The 21,294-nt window shown below is 67.1% G+C and carries 22 protein-coding genes; 13 read left to right on the top strand and 9 right to left on the bottom strand.

Annotation, left to right across the window (positions count from 1 at the left end):
• Positions 1 to 171 precede the first annotated feature (171 nt).
• The gene (locus BW38_RS20020; protein ID WP_032974592.1) at positions 172 to 2,523 is read left to right on the top strand and encodes a GH92 family glycosyl hydrolase; all 2,352 of its coding nucleotides are present in this window, start codon (positions 172 to 174) and stop codon (positions 2,521 to 2,523) included.
• 407 nt (positions 2,524 to 2,930) lie between these two features.
• Here the strand turns inward: BW38_RS20020 and BW38_RS20015 are convergent, their stop codons facing one another.
• Complete coding sequence (locus BW38_RS20015; protein WP_032974593.1) at positions 2,931 to 3,674, bottom strand: SDR family oxidoreductase; 744 nt, start codon at positions 3,672 to 3,674, stop codon at positions 2,931 to 2,933.
• Between the two features lie 106 nt (positions 3,675 to 3,780).
• Between BW38_RS20015 and BW38_RS20010 the strand changes: the two genes are divergently transcribed.
• Positions 3,781 to 4,674 (top strand): LysR family transcriptional regulator, encoded by an 894-nt coding sequence (locus BW38_RS20010; RefSeq protein WP_032974594.1) that lies wholly within the window; start codon positions 3,781 to 3,783, stop codon positions 4,672 to 4,674.
• A gap of 14 nt (positions 4,675 to 4,688) precedes the next feature.
• On the opposite strand, the gene BW38_RS20005 is transcribed toward BW38_RS20010, so the two are convergent.
• The 5 genes from BW38_RS20005 to dkgB are packed head-to-tail and all read right to left on the bottom strand — an operon-like array spanning position 4,689 to position 8,745.
• A complete protein-coding gene (locus tag BW38_RS20005; protein WP_032974595.1) occupies positions 4,689 to 5,690 on the bottom strand; it encodes an aldo/keto reductase in 1,002 nt (333 codons plus the stop codon).
• Between the two features lie 24 nt (positions 5,691 to 5,714).
• Positions 5,715 to 6,044, bottom strand: a complete 330-nt coding sequence (locus BW38_RS20000) for a phenolic acid decarboxylase (protein WP_032974596.1) — start codon at positions 6,042 to 6,044, stop codon at positions 5,715 to 5,717.
• The gene (locus BW38_RS19995; protein ID WP_032974597.1) at positions 6,041 to 6,979 is read right to left on the bottom strand and encodes a cyclase family protein; all 939 of its coding nucleotides are present in this window, start codon (positions 6,977 to 6,979) and stop codon (positions 6,041 to 6,043) included. Before BW38_RS19995 ends, BW38_RS20000 begins: the two co-directional genes overlap by 4 nt.
• Before the next feature lie 19 nt (positions 6,980 to 6,998).
• Entirely contained in the window at positions 6,999 to 7,928 is a 930-nt protein-coding gene (locus BW38_RS19990; protein WP_025874409.1) for a TIGR03571 family LLM class oxidoreductase, read from the bottom strand.
• A gap of 13 nt (positions 7,929 to 7,941) precedes the next feature.
• Positions 7,942 to 8,745, bottom strand: a complete 804-nt coding sequence (gene dkgB, locus BW38_RS19985; protein ID WP_032974598.1) for a 2,5-didehydrogluconate reductase DkgB — start codon at positions 8,743 to 8,745, stop codon at positions 7,942 to 7,944.
• Positions 8,746 to 8,857: 112 nt separating this feature from the next.
• On the opposite strand from dkgB, the gene BW38_RS19980 reads away from it, so the two are divergent.
• Positions 8,858 to 9,760 carry a LysR substrate-binding domain-containing protein gene (locus BW38_RS19980; RefSeq protein ID WP_032974599.1) on the top strand — a complete coding sequence of 301 codons (903 nt, stop codon included), beginning with the start codon at positions 8,858 to 8,860 and terminating at the stop codon, positions 9,758 to 9,760.
• A gap of 53 nt (positions 9,761 to 9,813) precedes the next feature.
• On the opposite strand, the gene BW38_RS19975 is transcribed toward BW38_RS19980, so the two are convergent.
• Positions 9,814 to 10,290 (bottom strand): MerC domain-containing protein, encoded by a 477-nt coding sequence (locus BW38_RS19975; protein WP_032974600.1) that lies wholly within the window; start codon positions 10,288 to 10,290, stop codon positions 9,814 to 9,816.
• A 32-nt stretch (positions 10,291 to 10,322) separates the two neighbouring features.
• On the opposite strand from BW38_RS19975, the gene BW38_RS19970 reads away from it, so the two are divergent.
• From BW38_RS19970 to BW38_RS19940, 8 genes are all read left to right on the top strand, one after another.
• Complete coding sequence (locus BW38_RS19970; protein ID WP_032974601.1) at positions 10,323 to 10,856, top strand: DUF2796 domain-containing protein; 534 nt, start codon at positions 10,323 to 10,325, stop codon at positions 10,854 to 10,856.
• Positions 10,853 to 11,548 (top strand): ATP-binding cassette domain-containing protein, encoded by a 696-nt coding sequence (locus BW38_RS19965; RefSeq protein ID WP_032974602.1) that lies wholly within the window; start codon positions 10,853 to 10,855, stop codon positions 11,546 to 11,548. The genes BW38_RS19970 and BW38_RS19965 overlap by 4 nt, the downstream gene beginning before the upstream one ends.
• Positions 11,541 to 12,794, top strand: coding sequence for an ABC transporter permease (locus tag BW38_RS19960; RefSeq protein ID WP_081794499.1), 1,254 nt, complete (start codon positions 11,541 to 11,543; stop codon positions 12,792 to 12,794). Before BW38_RS19965 ends, BW38_RS19960 begins: the two co-directional genes overlap by 8 nt.
• Before the next feature lie 8 nt (positions 12,795 to 12,802).
• Positions 12,803 to 13,345 carry a DUF3299 domain-containing protein gene (locus BW38_RS19955; protein ID WP_032974854.1) on the top strand — a complete coding sequence of 181 codons (543 nt, stop codon included), beginning with the start codon at positions 12,803 to 12,805 and terminating at the stop codon, positions 13,343 to 13,345.
• Positions 13,335 to 13,964, top strand: a complete 630-nt coding sequence (locus BW38_RS0120350; protein WP_032974604.1) for a DUF3299 domain-containing protein — start codon at positions 13,335 to 13,337, stop codon at positions 13,962 to 13,964. Before BW38_RS19955 ends, BW38_RS0120350 begins: the two co-directional genes overlap by 11 nt.
• Positions 13,965 to 14,010: 46 nt before the next feature.
• Positions 14,011 to 14,733, top strand: a complete 723-nt coding sequence (locus BW38_RS19950; RefSeq protein WP_032974855.1) for a hypothetical protein — start codon at positions 14,011 to 14,013, stop codon at positions 14,731 to 14,733.
• 125 nt (positions 14,734 to 14,858) lie between these two features.
• On the top strand, positions 14,859 to 16,391 hold the full coding sequence (locus tag BW38_RS19945; RefSeq protein ID WP_032974605.1) for an MFS transporter: 1,533 nt from the start codon (positions 14,859 to 14,861) through the stop codon (positions 16,389 to 16,391).
• 4 nt (positions 16,392 to 16,395) lie between these two features.
• Complete coding sequence (locus tag BW38_RS19940; RefSeq protein ID WP_032974606.1) at positions 16,396 to 16,956, top strand: TetR family transcriptional regulator; 561 nt, start codon at positions 16,396 to 16,398, stop codon at positions 16,954 to 16,956.
• A gap of 28 nt (positions 16,957 to 16,984) precedes the next feature.
• Here the strand turns inward: BW38_RS19940 and fdhD are convergent, their stop codons facing one another.
• Positions 16,985 to 17,842, bottom strand: coding sequence for a formate dehydrogenase accessory sulfurtransferase FdhD (gene fdhD, locus BW38_RS19935; protein ID WP_032974856.1), 858 nt, complete (start codon positions 17,840 to 17,842; stop codon positions 16,985 to 16,987).
• 212 nt (positions 17,843 to 18,054) lie between these two features.
• Here fdhD and BW38_RS19930 point away from each other — a divergent pair, with 212 nt between their 5' ends.
• Positions 18,055 to 20,340, top strand: coding sequence for an FdhF/YdeP family oxidoreductase (locus tag BW38_RS19930; RefSeq protein ID WP_032974608.1), 2,286 nt, complete (start codon positions 18,055 to 18,057; stop codon positions 20,338 to 20,340).
• Between the two features lie 10 nt (positions 20,341 to 20,350).
• Here BW38_RS19930 and BW38_RS19925 read toward each other — a convergent pair whose 3' ends face one another.
• On the bottom strand, positions 20,351 to 20,785 hold the full coding sequence (locus tag BW38_RS19925; RefSeq protein ID WP_032974609.1) for a hypothetical protein: 435 nt from the start codon (positions 20,783 to 20,785) through the stop codon (positions 20,351 to 20,353).
• Between the two features lie 110 nt (positions 20,786 to 20,895).
• On the opposite strand from BW38_RS19925, the gene BW38_RS0120355 reads away from it, so the two are divergent.
• The gene (locus BW38_RS0120355; RefSeq protein WP_152543252.1) at positions 20,896 to 21,219 is read left to right on the top strand and encodes a hypothetical protein; all 324 of its coding nucleotides are present in this window, start codon (positions 20,896 to 20,898) and stop codon (positions 21,217 to 21,219) included.
• Positions 21,220 to 21,294 lie beyond the last annotated feature (75 nt).

Raw genomic sequence — 21,294 nt, forward strand, 5'->3', positions numbered from 1 at the left:
CTTACGCATTCGCATCGAAATGGGTCTGCCAGCCCTGGCAGCATCCCTTCAATTCCTGTGTCGATCCATCCAATCGGTTGCAGATGCATGCGTTGAAGGCGGCATCCGCACTGCAGCATGCGACACCGCCAGCCCGGTGCTAGGATCTGACCACCACCTGAATCGATCCAAATGCCGATGCCCACGCTGGACCGTCGTCTCCTGATCGCTGTCGCCGCCACGGCGATGTTCGCCTCCGGCCTGGCTGCGGCCGCCCCGGCCAGGACCGCTGCCGACAAGGCCTATGCCTCGGTCGATCCCTTCATTGGCACCGGCGGTGAGGGGCATACCTACCCCGGCGCAACGGTGCCGTTCGGCATGGTCCAGCTCAGCCCGGACACGCGCATCCAGCCGCGCGAGAAGGCCTACGGCTGGGCGGCGGGCTACCGTTACGACGACAGCAGCATCGTCGGTTTCTCGCACACGCACTTTTCCGGCACCGGTCATTCCGACCTGGGCGATATCCTGCTGATGCCGTTCACCGGCAACCCTGGCCTGGAGCGCGGCGACCCCGAAAAGCCACGCAGCGGTTACGCCTCGCGTTTCCGCCACGATGACGAGAAGGCCGAACCGGGCTATTACGCGGTCACCCTGGACGACTACAAGGTGCGCGCCGAGCTGACCACCAGCGCCCGCGTGGGCGTGCATCGCTATGCGTTCCCGAAGGGCAGCGAAGCCAAGGTGCTGCTGGACATGCGTACCAGCATGTATGACTACCCGGGCAAGATCCTGTGGTCGCGGGTACGCGTGCGTGGCGATGGCACCATCACCGGCTTCCGCGAGACGCGTGGCTGGGCCGCCGGCCGCCAGCTGTATTTCGCGATGCGCTTCTCGCGGCCGCTGGCCAGCCACGCGCTGCACAACACCGAACAGGACATCGTCTACAAGGGCTTTGCGCCCCCGGGCGAGAAGGACCCGGCGCAGCGCGCACAGATGGAGGGGCGGCAGCTGGTGGGCACCTTCGACTTCGGCAAGCTGGATGCACCGCTGGTGGTGAAGGTGGCCATTTCGCCGGTCAGCGAGGCGGGCGCCATCGCCAACCTCGATGCCGAAGTGGCCGACTTCGATTTCGACCGTGTGCGCGCGCAGGCGAAGCAGGAGTGGACGCAGGCGTTGTCGGTGCTGGATATCGACGCACCGGAACACGCGCGTCGCAGCGCGTACACCGCGCTGTACCACACGCTGCTGGGGCCGACGCTGTTCATGGATGCCGACGGCCAGTACCGCGGCGCTGACAACGCCGTGCACCAGGCCAAGGGCTACACGAACTATTCGACGTTCTCGCTGTGGGATACCTACCGGGCGCTGCACCCGCTGCTGACCCTGGTGCAGCCGGAGAAGCGCAACAGCGATTTCGTCAATTCCATGCTGGCCCATCATGAGCACAGTCCCTACGGCATGCTGCCGGTGTGGTCGTTCCATGGCCTGGAAGACTGGTGCATGATCGGCTACCACGCGGTGCCGGTGATCGCCGATGCCTACGTGAAGGGTATTCGCGGCTTCGACGCGGACAAGGCCCTGAAGGCGATGGTGCAGACTGCCAACTACGGCCCTTACGATGGCATCGCCCAGTACCGTGAGCTGGGCTACGTGCCGATCGACGAGGAGGGTGAAGCAGCCAGCAAGACGCTGGAATACGCGTTCGATGACTGGACCATCGCGCGCATGGCGCAGGCGATGGGCAAGACCGATGTGGCCGCAACCTTCGACAAGCGCGCGGGCAACTGGCGCAACGCCTTCGACAAGGACACCGGCTTCATGCGTGCGCGCAAACGCGATGGCAGCTTCCGTACGCCGTTCGACCCCAGCGCCAGTGGCTACGGCACCGACTACACCGAAGGCAATGCCTGGCAGTACTCATGGTACGTGCCGCAGGATGTGGCCGGCCTTGCCGCAGCGCATGGTGGCAGCGACAGACTGCTGGCGCGCCTGGATGAAGTGTTCAACGCGAAGGTCGATCCGGCCATCTTCGAGCACATGGAAGACATCACCGGCCTGATCGGCTGGTATGCGCATGGCAACGAGCCCAGCCACCACGTGGCCTACCTGTACTCGCATGCCGGCCAGCCGTGGCGCACGCAGGCACGCCTGAAGCAGATCATGGACACGCAGTATGCCGATCGTCCCGATGGCCTGGCCGGCAATGATGACGTGGGCCAGATGTCGGCGTGGTACGTGTTCACCGCGCTGGGTTTCTACCCGGTAGCGCCGGGCTCGGGCGAGTACATCCTCGGCCGCCCGTTCCTGCCGAAGACCGCAATGCGGCTGCCCAACGGCAAGACCTTCACCATCGTGGCCGAAGGGCTGGACGACAAGCACACCTATGTCGGCAGCGTGACCCTCAACGGCACGCCGTTGCAGCGCACGTTCCTGCGCCATGATGAGATCCTGGCCGGTGGCGAGCTGCACTTCACCATGCAGGCCGAACCGAACAAGGACTGGCCGGGGCAGGGAGCGCAGGCACCGTATTCGATGAGCCGGTAACACCCACGGTAGCGCCGGGCCATGCCCGGCGGTTGAGGGGCGGCGCCAACCAAGGTTGGCGTCTACCGGAACCGCGCACACCGCATTGAGGCACCCTTGGTAGATGCCAACCTTGGTTGGCATGCCGCGCGCCCACCAAGGTGGGCGACTACCGATGTGGCGTGATCTGGTAGGTGCCAACCTTGGTTGGCATGCCACGCGCCCACCAAGGTGGGCGACTACCGATGTGGCATGATCTGGTAGGTGCCAACCTTGGTTGGCATGCCACGCGCCCACCAAGGTGGGCGACTACCGATGTGGCGTGATCTGGTAGGTGCCAACCTTGGTTGGCATGCCGCGCGCGCCCCATGGTGGGCGACTACCGATGTGGCGTGATCTGGTAGATGCCAACCTTGGTTGGCACGCTGCTACACCATACCACCATTGGCCCGCAGCACCTGGCCATTGATCCAGCCGCCATCGGCACCGGCCAGGAACGCTACCGCGCCGGCGATGTCTTCCGGCGTACCCAGCCGCTCCAACGGATTCATCTTCGCCAGCCGATCGATCAGTTCCGGCGACTTCCCGTCCAGGAACAGATCGGTGGCGGTCGGCCCGGGCGCCACCGCGTTCACGGTGATGCCGCGCCCACGCAGTTCCTTGCTGAGAATCGCGCCCATGGTCTCCACCGCGGCCTTGCTGGCGGCATACACGCTGTAGTTTTCCAGCTTGATGCCAACCACGCTGGTGGACAGGGTGACGATGCGACCACCGTCGCGCACGCGCCGCGCGGCCTCGCGCAGCACATTGAATGCACCCTTGAGGTTGATGCCGATCACACGGTCGAACAGGGCATCATCGCTGTCGGCCAGTGCGGCCAACTGCAGCACGCCGGCACTGTTGACCACCACATCGATGCCACCGAAGCGTGCATCGATGGCGTCGAACAGCGCGTGCACGGCCTGCGGGTCGGCGACATCGGCCTGCAGGGCGATGGCGTGCCCTCCGCTGGCGGTCAATTCGGCAGCCAGTGTTTCGGCCTCATCACGGCGCCCGGCATAGTTGATCACCACGGCATGGCCGTCGGCGGCCAGACGGCGCGAGATGGCCGCGCCGATGCCACGGGAGCCCCCGGTGACCAGGGCGACAGAGCGGGAAGCAGAGGAGGTCATGGCAGATTCCAGAAGGGCGCGCCGGCATGGCGCACGGCCATCTTGGTCTCTCCGCCGTCGCGGATAATCATGGATAATCCGGAAACATCATCCGGTCGCCCGAATAATGGACAGATTCACCGCCCTGCGTGCGTTCGTGCGGATCGTCGAGCGCCGCAGCTTCAGCCGTGCCGCCGAAGACCTGGGGCTGCCGCGGGCCACGGTGACCGACGCGATCAAAGCACTGGAGCAGCGTCTGGGTGTGCGCCTGCTGCACCGGACCACGCGCGTGGTGGTGCCGACGCTGGAAGGCGAGGCCTTCTACGGCCGCTGTCTGCGCCTGATCGCGGACATGGACGATGCCGAAGCCGCGTTCCGTGACGTGCCGCCACGCGGGCCGCTGCGCATCGAGGTGCACGGTACGCTGGGGCGCCACCTGTTGTTTCCGCATCTGCCGGATTTCCTGCAGCGGTACCCGAACATCGAACTGGAGGTCAGCGAAGGCGACCGCTATGTCGACCTGCTGCGCGAGGGGGTGGACGGGGCCATCCGCGTGGGAACCCTGGCCGACAGCGATCTGGCCGCACGGCGCCTGGCGTTGCTGCGCGAGGTCACGGTGGCGTCGCCCGCTTACGTACAGGCACACGGGCGGCCGGAGAGCATCGCGTCGCTGGCGGCGGGACACCAGATGGTCGGCTACCGTTCCAGCGCCACCGGCCAGCTCATTCCGCTGGAGTTCCAGCAGGGCGGGCAGGTTCGCCACGTGCCGCTGCCGGCACGCGTGCGGGTGTCCGGTGCCGACGCCTTCCTCGGTGCCGCGTTGGCCGGGTTGGGCATCATCCAGGCACCGCGCTACCGGATGGACCCTTACATCGCGCGCGGGCAGTTGCTGGAGCTGTTGCCCGGGATGCCACCCACACCGAGCCCGGTCAGCCTGGTCTATCTGCGCAACCGTACGCCATCGCCGCGGCTGCGGGTGTTCATCGACTGGGTGGCGGCTGTGTTCGAGCACGCAGGCTGACGCCGACCTGCCGCTCAACCCAGACCGGGCAGCGGCGCGTGCGATGACACCAGCTGGCGGTCGCGCAATGCCTGCCAGAACGCGGTGGGAATCGTCGCCCCGGCCAACCCCAGGTTCTCGGCGATGCGCTCGGGACGGCTTGCACCGGGAATCGCCGCTGCCACTGCCGGGTGCGCCAGCGAGAACTGCAGCGCGGCGGCGCGCAGGTCCAGCTGGTGTTCTGCCGCAACGTCGCGCAATGCCTGCACGCGGGCCAGCACCTCTGGCGTGGCGGTCTGGTATTCGTAATGCGCGCCGCCGGCAAGGATGCCGGAGTTGTACGGCCCGCCGACCACGATGCCGACGCCACGTGCAACGCTGTCCGGCATCAACCGCTGCAGGGCCTCTTCGTGGTCGAGCAGGGTGTAGCGCCCGGCAATCAGGAAGCCATCCGGGTCGGCCTGCTGCAGCGCCATCTCGCAGGGCTGCACGCGGTTGACGCCCAAGCCCCAGGCCCTGATGACACCTTCCTCGCGCAGGCGGGTGAGCGCCACGGCGGCCCCGTCCATCGCCTGCTGGAAGACCTCCTTCCAGGCATCGCCATGGAAGTCACGCGCCGGATCATGGATCCAGACGATGTCCAGGCGATCGGTACGCAGGCGCTGCAGGCTCTCCTCGATCGCGCGCAGGGTGCCGTCAGCGCTGTAGTCGTAGACGATGCGGTTGGGCAGGCCATGCTCGAACAGGCCGCCTTTCTCACCAAGGTCACGCCGGGTGGTGTCTTCCACCTCGTCCAGCACACGGCGGCCGACCTTGCTGCTCAGTACATAGGCATCACGGTCGTGACGCTGCAGGGCCTCGCCCAGGCGCAGTTCGGCCAGGCCAGCGCCGTACAGCGGTGCGGCGTCGAAGTAGCGGATGCCCTGCTGCCAGGCTGCCTCGACGGTATCCAGCGCCTCCTGCTGGGGAATGTTGCGGTACATGTTGCCCAACGGTGCGGTGCCGAAGCCGATGGGCGAGGGAATGGAAAGTCGCATGGGAATCTCGTGGGGAAGGGACATTCAGTCGTGCGGGGGCAGCGCCTGCAGCGTGCCCTGCATGTGGTGGAAGCGGCCGTCGGTGGCGGTGAACCACGCCAGCGAATGGCCGTGCAGGAAGTCATCGACGTGCACCACGGTGGCACCGTCGGCTTCCTGCCAGGAAATGGCATAGATGCCCTCGGTAACCTGCCGCCACTCGCAGCTGGCTTCGCCGTGGGCACCGGCATAGATACCGGAGACGATGGCGTAGTGCACGCGATGGCCATCAGCGCTGTAGCGGTTGTCGGCGGCCAGGCGGTCATAGCTGACCCGGAACCGGCGACCGGCAAACATCGGCGGGGCGTCGCTCATCGGATCGCCACTGGGTTGATGTTGACCTGGGTCGAGCCGACGTACAGCGGCTGGCCGAGCACGAACAGGAATTCCCAGGCCTTGTCGCGCACCAGCGCGCGGCTGTCGATCAGTTCCAGGTTGTAGATGCCGCGCTTGGCCAGCATGTACTGGTTCACCGGGAACTCGTCGGCGCCGTGCGGATTGGGGTAGACCTCCGAGGCCCAGGTGTCACCGCCGAAGGCGACGATGCCCTGGTCGGCCAGCCACTTCGCCGCGTCCATGCCGATGCCCGGCTCGACCTCCAGGAACTGCGTGTTGTCCTTGCCGATCAGCTCCAGCCAGCCGGTGTTGAACAGCACCACATCGCCCTTGCGCAGGGTCAGGTGCTGCTGCTTCAGCACGGCCTGGATGTCGGCGACGCTGAACTCGGTGCCGCCGGGCACGATGGCCTTGCCGTAGTACGCGGTCATGTCCAGCACCACGCCGCGTGTGACCAGCGGCGGCACCTTCTCCACGCCCAGCCTGCGCACGCCATCGACGCTGACGAAGTCGGCGGCCTTGTTGCCGTTGTAGTAGACGTTGTCGATGCCGATGTGGCCAATGCCGTTGAGCTGGGTGCCGACACCGGTCCAGGCGTTCACCAGTTCATCGTTGAAGGTGAATCTGTTCGGGCCCAATGACTTGCCGGCCTGTTGCCCGACCTGCACGTTGTACAGGCGGAAGCTGCGATGGCGAAAGGCGGGCAGGTTCTTGTCCACCGGTACCGCCAGCGGATACGTCTTGCCGGTCTTCACCAGCGACACCGCCTGCTTGACCACATCGGCGGTGAGCAGGTTGGCCGCGCCGATCTCATCGTTGGCGCCGTATACCGAGGGATACCAGTCCGCAGCGAGAGCGGCGGAGGGCAGCGGGAGCGAGGCCAGTGCAAGCAGGGCCAGGGAGGTGATGTTCATTGCGGGGCTCCAGTGCCGGTCACGCATGCGCCGCGAACTGCGGCAGCACGTACTCGGCGATTTCGTGGAAGGTGTCGGCCAAAGGCCGTTCGTTGCGGCGGAACTGCAGGCCGATGTGATCGACGCCGGCGGCCTGCATCGCCTGCAGTTCGGCCAGCAGCGCATTGCGGCCGCCGCGCAGGCCGAAGCGCCAACGCTGCAGCGGTGCGTCGGCCCGTTCCAGCAGATCCAGGTGGATGAAGCTTGCATAGGGTTTGTTGCCGGCTACCGCGCGCCACGCCGCCACGCGGTGGGCATGTTCCTGGGGCGTGCCGGGGTAAGCCAGGCAGCCGTCCATATGTGCGCCGATCCAGGCCGGCTGCTGCTGCGCCAGGCCGGCCACCAGCAGCGGCAGCGCCCGACCATCGGCAGGCAGTACTTCCAACCCCTGCGGCAGTCGTGCAGCGGTGCCTTCGCGCAGCAGCCCGATCTGCTCGCGGAAGCGCGTGCCACGGGTGTCGAAGTCGCGGCCGAACAGCGGGTACTCCACCGGCCGGTCGCCGCTGGCAACGCCCAGCAGCAGGCGATCGCCACTGAGCTGCTGTACGCTGCGTGCCGACTTCAACGTCAGCAGAGGTTCGCGGATCGGCAGCACCACCGCGCCGGTCCCCAACAGGATCTCTTCGGTGATGCCGGCCAGGTAGCCGAGATAGGTGAACACTTCGAACACCTGCGCGGCATCGCCGAATGCCGGGTCGTACACCGGCACGTCGCGCACCCACAGCGCACGGAAGCCGAGGCGGTCGGCCAGCCTGGCAAGGTCGGCGTGCTGCTGCAGGTCCGGTTCGCCCGGCAGGCGGCGCGCAATGCGTCGTGCCTGTTCGCCCAGCGGCGTCCAGTCGTTGTCCAGCGGCGCTTCAATGCCAATGCTGAAGCCGCCCGCCTGCAGTCGTGTCAACGCAGTAGCCATCAGCGCGTGCTCCTCAGTCCCAGGCAGGCGCCAGGCCCGGCGGGTCGACTTCGCGGCCGTTGCGTTCAAGTGCGGCGATCGCAGCCATGTCTTCGGCATCCAGCTGCAGCTCGCGGGCAAGCAGGTTGCTGGCCAGGTTTTCGCGCTTGGTCGAGGAAGGAATGACGGCGTAACCCAGCTGCAGCGCCCAGGCCAGTGCGACCTGGGCCACCGTGGCCTGGTGCTTGTCAGCGATGGCGGCCAGCACCGGGTCCTTCAGTACCTTGCCGTAGGCCAGGGTCATGTAGGAGGTCACCGCGATGCCCTGTTCCTGCAGGAAAGCGGTCAATGCCGGGTTCTGCAGATAGGGGCTGAGTTCGATCTGGTTGGTGGCGATCTGGCCCTGGCCAACTACGGCGATGGCCTGGCGGGTCAGTTCGATGTTGAAGTTGGATACGCCGATATGCCGGGTCAGGCCCAGCGTCTTTGCTTCGGCCAGTGCGGTCATGTACTCGCGCAGCGCGACCGTGCTGCCCGGTGCCGGCCAGTGGATCAGCAGCAGGTCGACATGGTCGGTGCGCAGCTTGGCCAGGCTCTCGCGCAGGCTCGGCAGCAGTCTGTCGGCGGCATGGTTGTCGACCCAGATCTTGGTGGTGATGAACAGTTCGTCGCGCGGTACACCGGATTCGGCGATTGCCTGGCCGACCTCGGCTTCATTGCCGTAGATCTGCGCGGTGTCGATGGCGCGATAGCCGAGCTCGAGGGCGTTGCGCACTGAATCGATGACGGTCTGGCCGGTCAGGCGGAACGTGCCGACGCCAAAGGAAGGAAGGCTCATGGGAACTCCAGCTGGGTAGGGAGCGGCGTGCTCCGATGGGGGCCAGTCTGGTCGCTTTACATTTGCAGATTAAGCCGTGTATACGGGAAATGCTTTTGCGCCGAGGTAAAGAATGAAAACCACCCTGGATGAGCTGAAGGCGTTTGTCGCCGTGGTCGACAGCGGCTCGATCACCGCCGCCGCCGAGGTGCTGGGACTGACCATCTCGGCCACCAGCCGCACCCTGGCGCGCTTGGAGGACAAGCTGCAGACCACGCTGCTGCGGCGGACCACGCGACGGCTGGAGCTGACCGAAGAGGGCGCGGCGTTCCTGGAATACGCGCGCACGATCCTGGCCACGGTGGACGAAGCCGAGGAACAGATGGCGGCGCGCCGGCAACAACCGGTAGGGCGATTGCGGGTGGATGCGGCCACGCCGTTCATGCTGCACGTGATCGTGCCGCTGCTGGCCGGCTTCCGCGAGCGCTATCCGCAGGTGCAGTTGGAGCTGAACTCCAACGAGGGCATCACCGACCTGATCGAGAAACGCACCGACGTGGCGTTCCGCATCGGCGTGCTGCGCGATTCCACCCTGCATGCGCGGCCGATCGGCCACAGCCGCATCCGCGTGGTCGCCAGCCCGGAGTACCTGCGGCAGTACGGTACGCCCACCCGCATTGCGCAGCTGCGCGCGCACGCGCTGCTGGGTTTCACCCATCCGGGTTCACTCAACGAGTGGCCGCTGCCCGACGCCGATGGCGGTCCATTGGTGATCCAGCCGGCCATTGCATCTTCCAGCGGAGAAACGCTGCGGCAGATGGCGGTGAACGGGCTGGGCATCGCCTGCCTGTCCGATTTCCTGACCCGCCAGGACCGGCGCGAGGGGCGCCTGGTACAGCTGTTCGCCAAGCAGACCCAGGAGGTCCGCCAGCCGATCAACGCGGTGTACTACCGCAACACCGCGCTGGCCGCGCGCATCACCTGTTTCGTCGACCACGTGACGCAGACGCTGGGTCAACGCCCGTTCGACGAATAGCGTCCTGGTGGCCGGCGGACAGCCCGCGCTAGGCCGCCGCTTGTGAGCGGGCATCAGCCGGCGGGCCGCAGGGCCCGCCGGTTGCGCAGATGTGCGGTGGCCAGCATCACCCCACCACAGGCGGTGGCAGCGCCGTGCCAGAGCAGCGATTCATTCAACGGCAGGTACAGCGAGGCGGACAGCAACAGGATCGCGCCTGCCAGGGCCACGCACAGCGGCAGGGCGCGTCGATGGCGGCGCTGGCCGGCGGCGGTGCTGAGCAGGGCGATCGACGAGGCCAGCAGCGCGAACAGCCATTCCCAGCGCGACATCACCAGCAGTGCGGTCATCGCGCCATGGCCAGGGTGCTGGAACGAGCGCAGCGCCATCATCGCCGCCGGCGTGAAGGCCAGCAGCAGGGGCAGGGCCACGCAATGCGCGGCACAGGCCAGCGACAGCCATGCGCCTGCCAGATCGAAACGGGGATGCCAGCGTGCCGAAGCTGGCGGTTGGGTGCGGGCCCTTGCGGGCGAGATCGGGATGTGGTCCATAATGTTACATAGTAACAATACGGAGCCGCCCGATGAAACGTTCTGCCGCCCTTCTGCTGCTGCTTGCTGCCCATTCTGCGAACGCCCACGACGTGCGCCATCACGGTGCTCATGTCCATGGCCAGGCCGATGTCGATCTGGCCGTGGACCAGGGAACGCTGGAACTGGCACTGCGTGCGCCCGGCATCGGCATCCTCGATTTCGAGCGACCGCCGGCCGACAGCCGCGAACAGGCCGCATTGGCGCGGGCGCGATCGATCCTGCAGAGCGGCAGCTGGGTCACGTTGCCGACCGCTGCGCAGTGCCGGTTGGACCATGCCGAGGCGACGGCGGAGGGCTTTGCGCCAGTGGCTGTGGCAGCACAGCCAGGCCAGCACACGCACGCTGGATTCACCGCCGCACTGCGCTACCACTGCGCCAACCCGGCAGCACTGCGCGGGCTGGCATTGCCGCTGCCTACGCTGTTTCCGGGGCTGCACGAGGTGATCGTCAACACCGCAACATCGACCGGGCAAGGCCGCAGCGTGGTTACTGCTGGCAGCCTGCGGGTGCCGCTGGCGCCATGAACGACGATGCCATCATCGACCTGCAGGGCGTGCAGTTCGGCTACGCAGGCCGTGCAGTGCTGGACATCGCACAGCTGCAGGTGCGCGCAGGCAGCAGCGTGCTGCTGCGCGGGACCAGCGGCTCGGGCAAGAGCACGCTGCTGGGCCTGCTGGCGGGCATTCTGCTGCCGGCCAGCGGCAGCATCCGGGTTGCCGGCCATCGGGTGAACACGCTCGGTGCCGCCGCGCGCGATCGTTTCCGTGCCGACCAGCTGGGCGTGATCTTCCAGCAGTTCAACCTGCTGCCGTTCCTGAGCGTGCGCAACAACATCGCCCTGGGCGTGCGCTTTTCGCCATTGCGCAACGCGCGCATTGAAGGTGGGCTGGACGCGGAAATCGCGCGCCTGCTGCGTGCGCTGCAGCTCGATCCGGCACTGATGCCGCGCGCGGCAGGCACGCTCAGCGTCGGCCAGCAGCAGCGCGTTGCCGCTGCCCGTGCCCTGATCGGTCGCCCGGCGGTACTGCTGGCCGACGAACCGACCTCGGCGCTGGATCCCGAAGCGGCCACGGCGTTCGTGCAGCTGATGTCCGCGCAGTGCCGCGCCGCTGGCACCACCGCGCTGGTGGTCAGCCACGATGACCGCCTGCAGCCGTTGTTCGACCAGGTGGTGTCGCTGGGTGATCTGAACCGGGCAGGGGGTGCACATGTTTGAGTTGGCCTGGGCCAGCCTGCGCAGCCGCGCCTTGAGCGTGAGCCTGACCGTGCTGGTCATCGCCCTGAGCGTGGTCCTGCTGCTGGGCGTGGAGCGCATCCGCACGCAGGCCCACGAAGGCTTTGCCAGCATCGTCTCGGGTACGGACCTGATCGTGGGCGCACGCTCGGGGCCGGTGAACCTGCTGCTGTACTCGGTGTTTCACATCGGCGACCCGACCAACAACGTGTCCTGGCAGTCCTACCAGGAACTGTCCGCGCTGCCGCAGGTGAAATGGGCGGTGCCGCTGTCGCTGGGCGATTCCTGGCGTGGCTATCGGGTGATCGGCACCACCGCCGGTTATTTCGAACATTACCGGCATGGCGCAGGGCATGCGCTGGCATTCGCGCAGGGCCAGCCGTTCGACGACCTGTATGACGCGGTGGTCGGCGCTGAAGTTGCGCAGGCCGCGCGCATCGGCCTGGGCACTGAGATCGTGCTGGCCCATGGCACTGGTGCGGTAACGCTGGCCACGCATGCCGACAAGCCGTTCCGCGTGGTCGGCATCCTGCAGCGTACCGGCACGCCGGTGGATTCGTCCGTGCTGGTGTCATTGCCGGCGATCGAAGCGATCCATGTCGATTGGCGCTCCGGCGTGCAGTTGCGCAGCCAGCATGTCAGCGCAGAACAGGCACGGCAGCTTGATCTGACCCCGACCAGCATCACCGCCTTCATGCTCGGGCTGAACTCGCGGATCGCCACCTTCGGCGTGCAGCGCAGCATCAATGAGTATCCAGACGAAGCACTGCAGGCGATCCTGCCCGGCGTGACGTTGCAGCAGCTATGGCAGTCGCTGGGCACTGCCGAGCGCGCGCTGCAGCTGATCAGTGCGATGGTGGTGCTGCTGGGCATGGTGTCACTGATGGCGCTGCTGGTATCGACGCTGCAGGAACGCCGCCGTGAGATGGCGGTGCTGCGCGCCACCGGTGCGCGCCCGGCCTATGTGGCCTGCCTGCTGGTCGTTGAGGCCGTGGCCACTGCAGCAATGGCCTGCGCGTTGGCGCTGGCGGTGCTGACCTGTGCCAGCGCGGCCGGGCGCAGCTGGGCGCTGGCCAATTTCGGTCTGTCGATCACCCACGTCTGGCCGGACGCGCGCGAACTGGCCTGGGTGGGCGGCGTGCTGCTGATCAGCGCGGTTGCCGGCCTGCTGCCTGCGCTGCTGGCCTACCGGCGCACCCTGGCCGATGGCCTGGCGCCTGCGTCGTGAGCGCGGGCGTGCGCTGGTTGCTGCTGGCTGCGGCAATGCTGCTGGCCGCCTGCACGCGGCCGACCGATACCGGTGTGCAGGCGCTGCCGCCGTCGCCGGTACAGAGCAATGCTGGCACGCAAAGCGAGCAGGAACTGGACTGGTTGCAGATGCTGCCCAGCGATGAACTGGCAGCACTCGAGCGCGGTGAGGGGCCGGAGGTGCAGCACAACGGCAACCGGCGCATGGCCCAGTTCGGTACGTTCCGTACGGTGGACGCGGTACTGGATCGCGCAGTGCGGTTGCCGGGCTACGTGGTGCCTTTGGCCAACGCGGCAGACGGCCGACTGGTCGAATTCCTGTTCGTGCCGTACTACGGCGCGTGCATCCACGTGCCACCGCCGCCACCGAACCAGATCGTGCATGTGGTGCTGCCGCGGCCGATCGCCATGCCCGACATGTATTCGCCGTTCTTCCTGGCAGGCGTGCTGCGCGCCGAGCGGGTGGACGATGATCTTGCCGGCTCCGCCTACAGCATGGCCGACGCCGAACTGAGGCCTTATGAACCGTAGCGCGAAGCTGCTTGGCGGTGTGCTTGCCGCTGTACTGCTGGCCAGTTGTGGCCGGCCCGCCGTGGACGTCCCACCGCCACAGGCCAGCAATGGCGCTGCGTCGCCGGCGGCGGCGTCTGCAGTTATCGACCGCTGGGACGCGCTGATGCCCGAAGAGGACAGCTTCCAGCGTCCACCGCCGCAGATCGGGCTGTCGCGTGGCAATGGCATGGACGGGGTGGGGGGCTTGATCGACGATACGGGTTCGGGCTCGCTGCCTGGGCAGGCCATCGATCACTCCAGCCCGCTACGTGCGCAGCAGTTCGGCTCGTCGGCGGTGGTCGATGGCGTGGACGGACGTGCGCTGGACCTGGATGGCTATGTGGTGCCGCTGGCGATGAACGACGCCGGGCAGGTGGACGAACTGCTGTTCGTGCCGTTCTATGGCGCGTGCATCCACGTGCCGCCGCCACCGCCGAACCAGATCATCCATGTCACCCTGGCCAGCCCCATCACGATGGGCGCGCTGTGGGATCCCTACCGGCTGTCAGGGCGCCTGCAGGTGAAGCACTTCGAGGCGGATATCGCCAGCGCGTCCTATGACGCTGCCGCAGCGACGCTTTCCGCGATCAACCGATGACGAGCACCCGATGACGAGGCTCCGCGCACGCACCGTCGCGCTGCTGATGGTGGTGTTGCTGCTGGCAGGCACCGGGGTGGCGCTGCTGTGGAACGCAACGCACGCGCCCTCGCCACCGGCCGTTGCATTTCCCGCACCAGTGGCGGAAGCGCAGGCACGCATCGAACATCACCTGGCGGCCGACAAGGCCTTTCGTGATGACCTGCTGTTCCTGCTGGTGGCGACACTGCGCGACCGCTGCGAACCCGCGCAGGCGGGAGTGCTGGCGCGCATGGCCAATCGTGCGTCGCTGCCGGTGCTGGCGGCGGTCAGCGCCGTGACCGCGCAGGATGCGAGCCTGGACCGACCCATCTACCAGTACATCCAACACCGCGCCGACGCCACCGGCTGCGGTCAGCCACTGCGCGTGCCGGCAGGCGAAGGCGGCACTATCGAGGTGGACATTGAACAGTACGCGCGCACCTTCCCGGACAGCTATTTCGATCCGCAGCGCAGCAGTGTGCCGCGTGACTTCGGCGCGCGTCCGTTGGCGGAACGCGCCGGCAACGCCTGCAACAGCGTGGTCTATTCGGTGCTGCCGCTCGGAGGGGGCGATTGGCGCTGCAGCACGCTGCGCAGCAACGCCCGCGCGCGGGTGCGTGCGCTGTGCGAAGAGGAGATGCAGCGCCAGCACGGCCATCTGCAGGGGGAGCTGGATGCCGCAGTGGGACGCGCCATGCAGGACCCGATCGTGCAGGCGGTCGCTGCCTTGCCTGCGGAGTGCAGGTAGGCCCCGGGTCATGAGGCAGGGAGCATTGCGCCTCCCGGCAGCTGAATGGGTCTCACTGGCAGCCTCATAACTATACAGGATGTCCTGTATAGTTATGGATGTACTCCTTCCCCATCCAGGTTCCCATGGCTCTCTCCCAGCCCTTGGACGGTGCTCCGTCCCTGTCGCGCGCCCGACGCTGGTCGCTGCTGTTCACCGTTGCCGCCGGCCTGCTGCTGGTCACGCTGGACAACTCGGTGCTGTATACCGCGCTGCCGACCCTGACCGAGGAGCTGTCGGCCAGTGCCGGGCAGGCGCTGTGGATCATCAACGCCTACCCGCTGGTGATGGCCGGCCTGCTGCTGGGGGCGGGCACCCTGGGCGACCGCATCGGCCATCGCCGGATGTTCCTGGTCGGGCTGGTGGTGTTCGGCATCGCCTCGTTGGCAGCGGCGTTCTCTGCAACCGCAGGGCAGCTGATCGCCGCGCGTGCCTTCCTCGCCGTGGGTGCGGCGGCGATGATGCCGGCCACGCTGGCCTTGATCGGGCTCAGCTTCCATGAAGAACGCGAGCGCAACATCGCCATCGCGATCTGGGGTTCGGTGGCCATCGTCGGTGCGGCGCTGGGGCCGATCATCGGTGGCTTGCTGCTGCAGCACTTCTGGTGGGGCTCGGTGTTCCTCATCAACGTGCCGGTGGTGGTGGTCGCTTTCATCGCGACCCTGCTGCTGGCGCCGGAAGGGCAGCGCGACAGCACCCGCCCATGGGACCTGCTGTCCTCGCTGCTGGCACTGGCCGCGCTGTCGGGCCTGGTACTGGCGATCAAGTCGCTGATCGCCACGCCGCCCTCGTACAGCGTGGGCGCGGTCTCGCTGCTGCTGGCGATCATCTCCGGCATCGCCTTCAGCCGCCGCCAGCAGCAGCTGCCTTATCCGCTGCTGGATTTCGCCATCTTCCGCAATCCGGCCTTCCTTGCCGGCACCCTGTCGGCGGTGTTCACCCTGTTTGCGATGGCCGGGCTGCAGCTGCTCACCACCCAGCGTTTCCAGCTGGTGGCCGGCCTCAGCCCGTTGCAGGCGGGCCTGCTGGTATCGGTGGCGGCGCTGGGCAGCCTGCCCAGCGCGTTGCTGGGCGGCAGCGTGCTGCATCGCGTCGGCCTGCGTCCGCTGATCTGCGGCGGTCTTGCGGCCGGTGCGGTAGGTGTGGGCGTGGTGGCGCTGGGCTTCCCGCATGGGCTGGGCTGGGTGGTGGCCGGCATGGCGATCACCGGCTTCGGCATGGGTGCTGCCATCTCGGTGGCGTCCACCGCCATCCTCAACAACGTGCCGCCGCATCGTGCGGGCATGGCCTCGTCGGTGGAGGAAGTGTCCTACGAGTTCGGCGGCCTGCTGGCCGTCGCGCTGCTGGGCAGCCTGAGCGCTGCGATGTACGGCGCGTTCCTGCCGGAGTCTTCGGGTATTCCCGCCGCCGCGCGCGAGGGCTTCACCCAGGCGCTGCACGTGGCGCGTGAGGTGGGGCTGGGCGAGTGGTTCGCGCTGGCCACCGCGGCCTACGATCGCGGTTACCAGATCGTGCTGCTGGTGATCAGTGCGGTGCTGGCGGCCGGCGCGGTGATCATCGCGCGCCTGCTGCGTGGACGCGCCGGCGGCCGCGACGGCGCCGCCGATCGCGTAAAATAACGGCATGAGAACCAGCAAGCGCGAGCGCATCCTCGACGCCGCCGTCAGCGTGATCAACCGCGACGGGGTGCGTGCGGTCACCTTTGAATCGGTGGCGGCCGAGGCGCAGTTGACCCGTGGAGGCCTGCTGTACCACTTTCCTTCGCGCGAAGCGTTGCTGCGCGGCATCGACGAGCACCTGGTGCAGAGCTGGGAAGCATCGATGGAGGCGCTGCTGGGCAAGTCGGCCGGCGAGGCCACTACGCTGGAGCGCTACCAGACCTTCGTGCGTGTGTCGGCGCAGAGTGCCACCCGGGCCGAGCTGATGTTCATGCTGGACTCGGTGGACCCCGAATTCCCCAGCGAGCGGCCGTGGGCACCGGTGGTGCAGCGCTGGGCGCCTTCGCCACCGGCCGCCGGCAGCGACGACCCGGCGGCGCTGGATAATTTCGTGGCGCGGTTGGCCGCCGATGGCCTGTGGATCTACGAGGCCATGTACGAAGGCCAGCTGGACGAGAACGTGCGCGCACAGGTGACCGAACGGATCGGCGGGCTGCTCTCTCCCGAGCGGTCCCGCAAGGCGTAGCAGCCAGTCCATCCGCTGAGGGCACCCGTCAGGCAGGCGGATGCCCGTGCAGGCCATCCCCCTGCAGCCGCTCCGGGTGGGTATACACGTTGAAGCCTTCTTCGCGGGCGAAGCCGACCAGGCACAGGCCGGCACTGCGGGCCAAGTCGATGGCCAGCGCAGTGGGGGCCGAGACGGCGGCCAGTACGCTGGCACCGGCGCGCGCTGCCTTGCTGACCATTTCGTAGCTGGCACGGCTGGATACCACCAGCAGGCCGCCATCGATGCTGTGTTCGTTGTGGTGCAGTGCACCGATCAGCTTGTCCAGCGCATTGTGGCGGCCGACGTCTTCGCGCACCCAGCCGATGCGGCCACTGGCATCGGCCCAGGCCGCTGCATGGGTCGAACCACTGGCAGCATTCATCGGCTGGCGTAGGGCCAGCCCAGCCAATGCCCGCTGCAGTGCAGCCGTCTGATACGTGCGGCGGTCCTTTACCGGAGGCAGTGGACGCAGCACGTCCTCCAGCTGGCGTGCACCGCACAACCCACAGCCGCCGCGACCCGGCAGCAGGCGCCCGTTGTCAGGATCCAGTGCGGCGCCGGGGGCGTCGGCGGACACGCTCATATTCAGCTCGATGCCCTCCAGTTGTGGCTGCACCTGGATGGACAGCAACTGGTCAGGAAGCTCGATCAACCCTTCGCTGAGCGAGAAGCCCAGCGCGAAATCCTCCAGGTCGCATGGCGTGGCCATCATCACCGCGAAGGCCGCGCCGTTGTAACGCATCGCCACCGGTACTTCTTCGGCGATCGTATCGACCCGTTGCTCCTGCCCCGCGCTGCGCCAGCGTTGCAGCGTGCGCAGGGCCGTGCCGACGGGCGGGGGCGAAGGCAGCGTCGATCCGGGCATGCGGCACATCCTGGGCAAAGCAGAAGGGCAGGCTACGCCCGGAGGATAGCGCAGCCATCCAGTGAAGACGCGGCGGTAACCGTTGCCATGGCAGCCTGCTGTACCCGGGCCGGGCCATGGCGCTGGGGTTGCCGGTGTGCTTGACTGGCCACGGCAGCCGGGCGCGAGCCCGGCACTGCAGGCAGGCACTCCACCAACGCAGGTTCCCGACCATGTCCGAACAGAAGCCGCCGCGTTACAAGCCTTACAACCAACCGGCAGGCGGCTGGGGGGCCGCCGGTGCGACCGCCAAGGTGCTGCTGCAGCAGAGCGTGATCGGCAAAGGATCCAAGGCGCTGCTGGCGATGAACCAGCCGGGCGGATTCAAATGCCCCAGCTGCGCCTTCCCCGATGCCGACCACCGCAAGAAGCTGGAATTCTGCGAGAACGGTGCCAAGGCCCTGGCCTGGGAAGCGACCCAGCACCGGGTGACCCGTGAGCTGTTCGCCCAGCACACCGTCACCGAGCTGATGGCGCAGACCGATTGCTGGTTGGAGCAGCAGGGCCGGCTGACCGAGCCGATGCGCTATGACGCCGCCACCGATCACTACGTGCCCTGCGAATGGAACGAGGCGTTCGCGCTGATCGGCCGTCATCTGCAGGCGCTGGACAACCCCAACCAGGCCGAGTTCTACACCTCCGGCCGCACGCCCAACGAGGCGGCGTTCCTGTATTCGATCTTCGTGCGCGAGTTCGGTACCAACAACTTCCCGGACTGCTCGAACATGTGCCACGAGCCGACCAGCCGTGGCCTGCCACCAGTGATCGGCGTGGGCAAGGGCACCATCGTGCTGGACGACTTCGAGCACGCCGAGGCGATCTTCGTGATGGGCCAGAACACCGGCACCAACTCGCCGCGGATGATGAGCAACCTGGTGGAAGCGCGCAAGCGCGGCGTGCCGATCGTGGCGGTCAACCCGATGCCGGAGCGTGCCCTGATCCGCTTCACCGAACCGCAGGACGTGGTGCAGATGGCCACGTTCGGTTCCACCGAGATCACCAGCGAGTTCGTGCACGTCCGCATCGGCGGCGACCTTGCGCTGATCAAGGGCATGATGAAGGTGATGTTCGAGCGCGAAGCCCAGGGTGAGTCAGTGCTGGATCATGCCTTCCTGGCCGAACACACCGTTGGCCTGGAGGCGCTGCGCGAGGACGTGCTGGCGCAGGACTGGGATGAGATCGTGCGGGTGTCGGGCATCGCACAGGAACAGATCCGGCGCTGCGCGGAGATCTACATCCGTTCGCAGGCGACGGTCATCTGCTATGGCATGGGCCTGACCCAGCACCAGCAGGGGTCGCGGCTGCTGCAGCAGGTGGCCAACCTGCTGTTGCTGCGCGGTAATTTCGGCAAGCCGGGCGCGGGTATCGGTCCGATCCGTGGCCATTCCAACGTGCAGGGCGACCGCACCGTCGGCATCGATGAGAAGCCCACGGCGCGCTACCTGGATCGCGTGCAGCAGGTGTTTGGTTTCGATCCGCCGCGCGAGCACGGCCACCATGTGGTCGAGTCGATTGCGGCGATGCTCGATGGCAGCGCCAAGGTGTTCATCGGCATGGGCGGCAACTTCATCCATGCCGTGCCCGATACCGAGCGCGCCTACCAGGCCATGCGCAGACTGGAACTGACCGTGGGTATTGCCACCAAGCTCAACCGGGGGCATCTCGTGCACGGTCGCGACGCGCTGATCCTGCCGGTGGTGGCGCGCTCGGAGTGGATCCGCACGCCGAAGGGCGAGCAGTTCGTCACCATCGAAGATGCGATGTCCAACGTGACGGCGTCGCGCGGCGTGCTGGAGCCGGCCAGCGACCACGTGGTGCCGGAGGTGGAGATCGTCTGCCGGATGGCGATGGCAACGTTGCCGGACAGCAAGGTGGACTGGGCCGCGTACATGCATGATTACGGCCCGATCCGCGACCTGATCGCGGCCGTCTATCCGGACATCTATGCCGGCTTCAACGAGCGCATCCAGGCACTGCACGGTTTCCACCTGGATATTCCGCCGCGCAGGCGCGTGTGGCCGACCCCGAACGGCAAGGCCAACATCCTCGTCATGCCGGGCCTGGAAGTGAACACGGTAGTCGATGACCCGGAGATGCTGCGGCTGGCCACGGTGCGTTCGCACGACCAGTACAACACCACCATCTACAGCTACAACGACCGCTACCGGGGCGTGTACAACGACCGCATGGTGGTGTTCATGAACATCGAGGACCGTCTGGCGCGCGGGCTCGGCAAGGAAGCCCTGGTAAGCCTGGAAACGATCAGCAACGACGGCGTGACGCGGCGTATCGAAGGCCTGACCGTGCTTGACTACCCGATGCCGCGCGGGGCGCTGGCGGGCTACTATCCGGAGCTGAACCCCCTGCTGCCGCTGGACTACTACGATCGGATCAGCGGTACGCCAGCGGCGAAATCCATTCCGGTACGGATGCGCGCGCAGATCGACGTGCCCGCATGAGGCCCCGATCCTACAATTGCTCGTTGTCGCTCAGCACGATGCTGCCATCCAGCAGCACCGGCACCATCTGGGTCCAGCCCTTGGCGTTGTAGTCGAGGCTGACCAGGTACACCCAGCCGCGCGCTGCGTCCTCGCTCTGCGGCGCAGCGCCGGCGGCGAACCGCTGCAGGCTTACCTCGGAGACCACGAAGTCATCGCCGGGATAACGTAGGCGCGCGTGGGCCAGTGCTGCCGCCGCAGCTTGATGCACCGACAGCGGCGGCTCGGCGCGTGCCGGGTCGAACGCGGGAAGCGTTCGCAACCGCGTCCCGCTTACCTGCCAGCGCTCATGGGTGTGGTCACCATCGCCGCTGGAAAGCACGGTCCATTGGCGTTCGCCTGCCATGGCCGGAAGGCTCAGCAACGCGGACAGCAGGAGGGCAGCAGAGGCGCAGCGGGCAGGCATGGAAAAGCTCCAATGAACGTCATGCATGATGACAGCAGGCAGCGGCGACGGGCGCGTCGTGCGTCGGCTATCATCATCCCGTGGATATATCCGGCCTGCTGCTGCGACTGATGCTGCTCCTGACCCTGGTGCTGAATGCACCGGCGCTGGCGCTTGCCTCGGGCGGCATCAACGGTCAGTCCGGCGGCGGTCATTGCGATGGCCCCCACGAGATCGCCGACGCTGCGATCTCTGTCACGCCCGCCTGCTGCGATGAAAGGAAGGCAGCCGCGTGCAGCAGCGAGGGTTGCGAGTGTGTGCCGACGAGTGTGGCCATGCTGCCGACATCGGCAAGCCTCGCTGCATGGCCGCTGCGTGCAGTGCCCGGCGACGCGCTGGCGCCGGCTCATCCCGCGCCTGCGCTGCCTCACCTGATTCGTCCGCCGATCGCCTGATCGCGCGCAGGTTGCGTACCTGCCGTCCTGCAGTACCCCTCATCTACTTGACCCACGCGCATCCGTCGCGTGGAT

Origin of the sequence: Stenotrophomonas sp. RIT309 (genome assembly GCF_000632045.1) — a bacterium.
GTDB lineage: Bacteria > Pseudomonadota > Gammaproteobacteria > Xanthomonadales > Xanthomonadaceae > Stenotrophomonas > Stenotrophomonas indicatrix.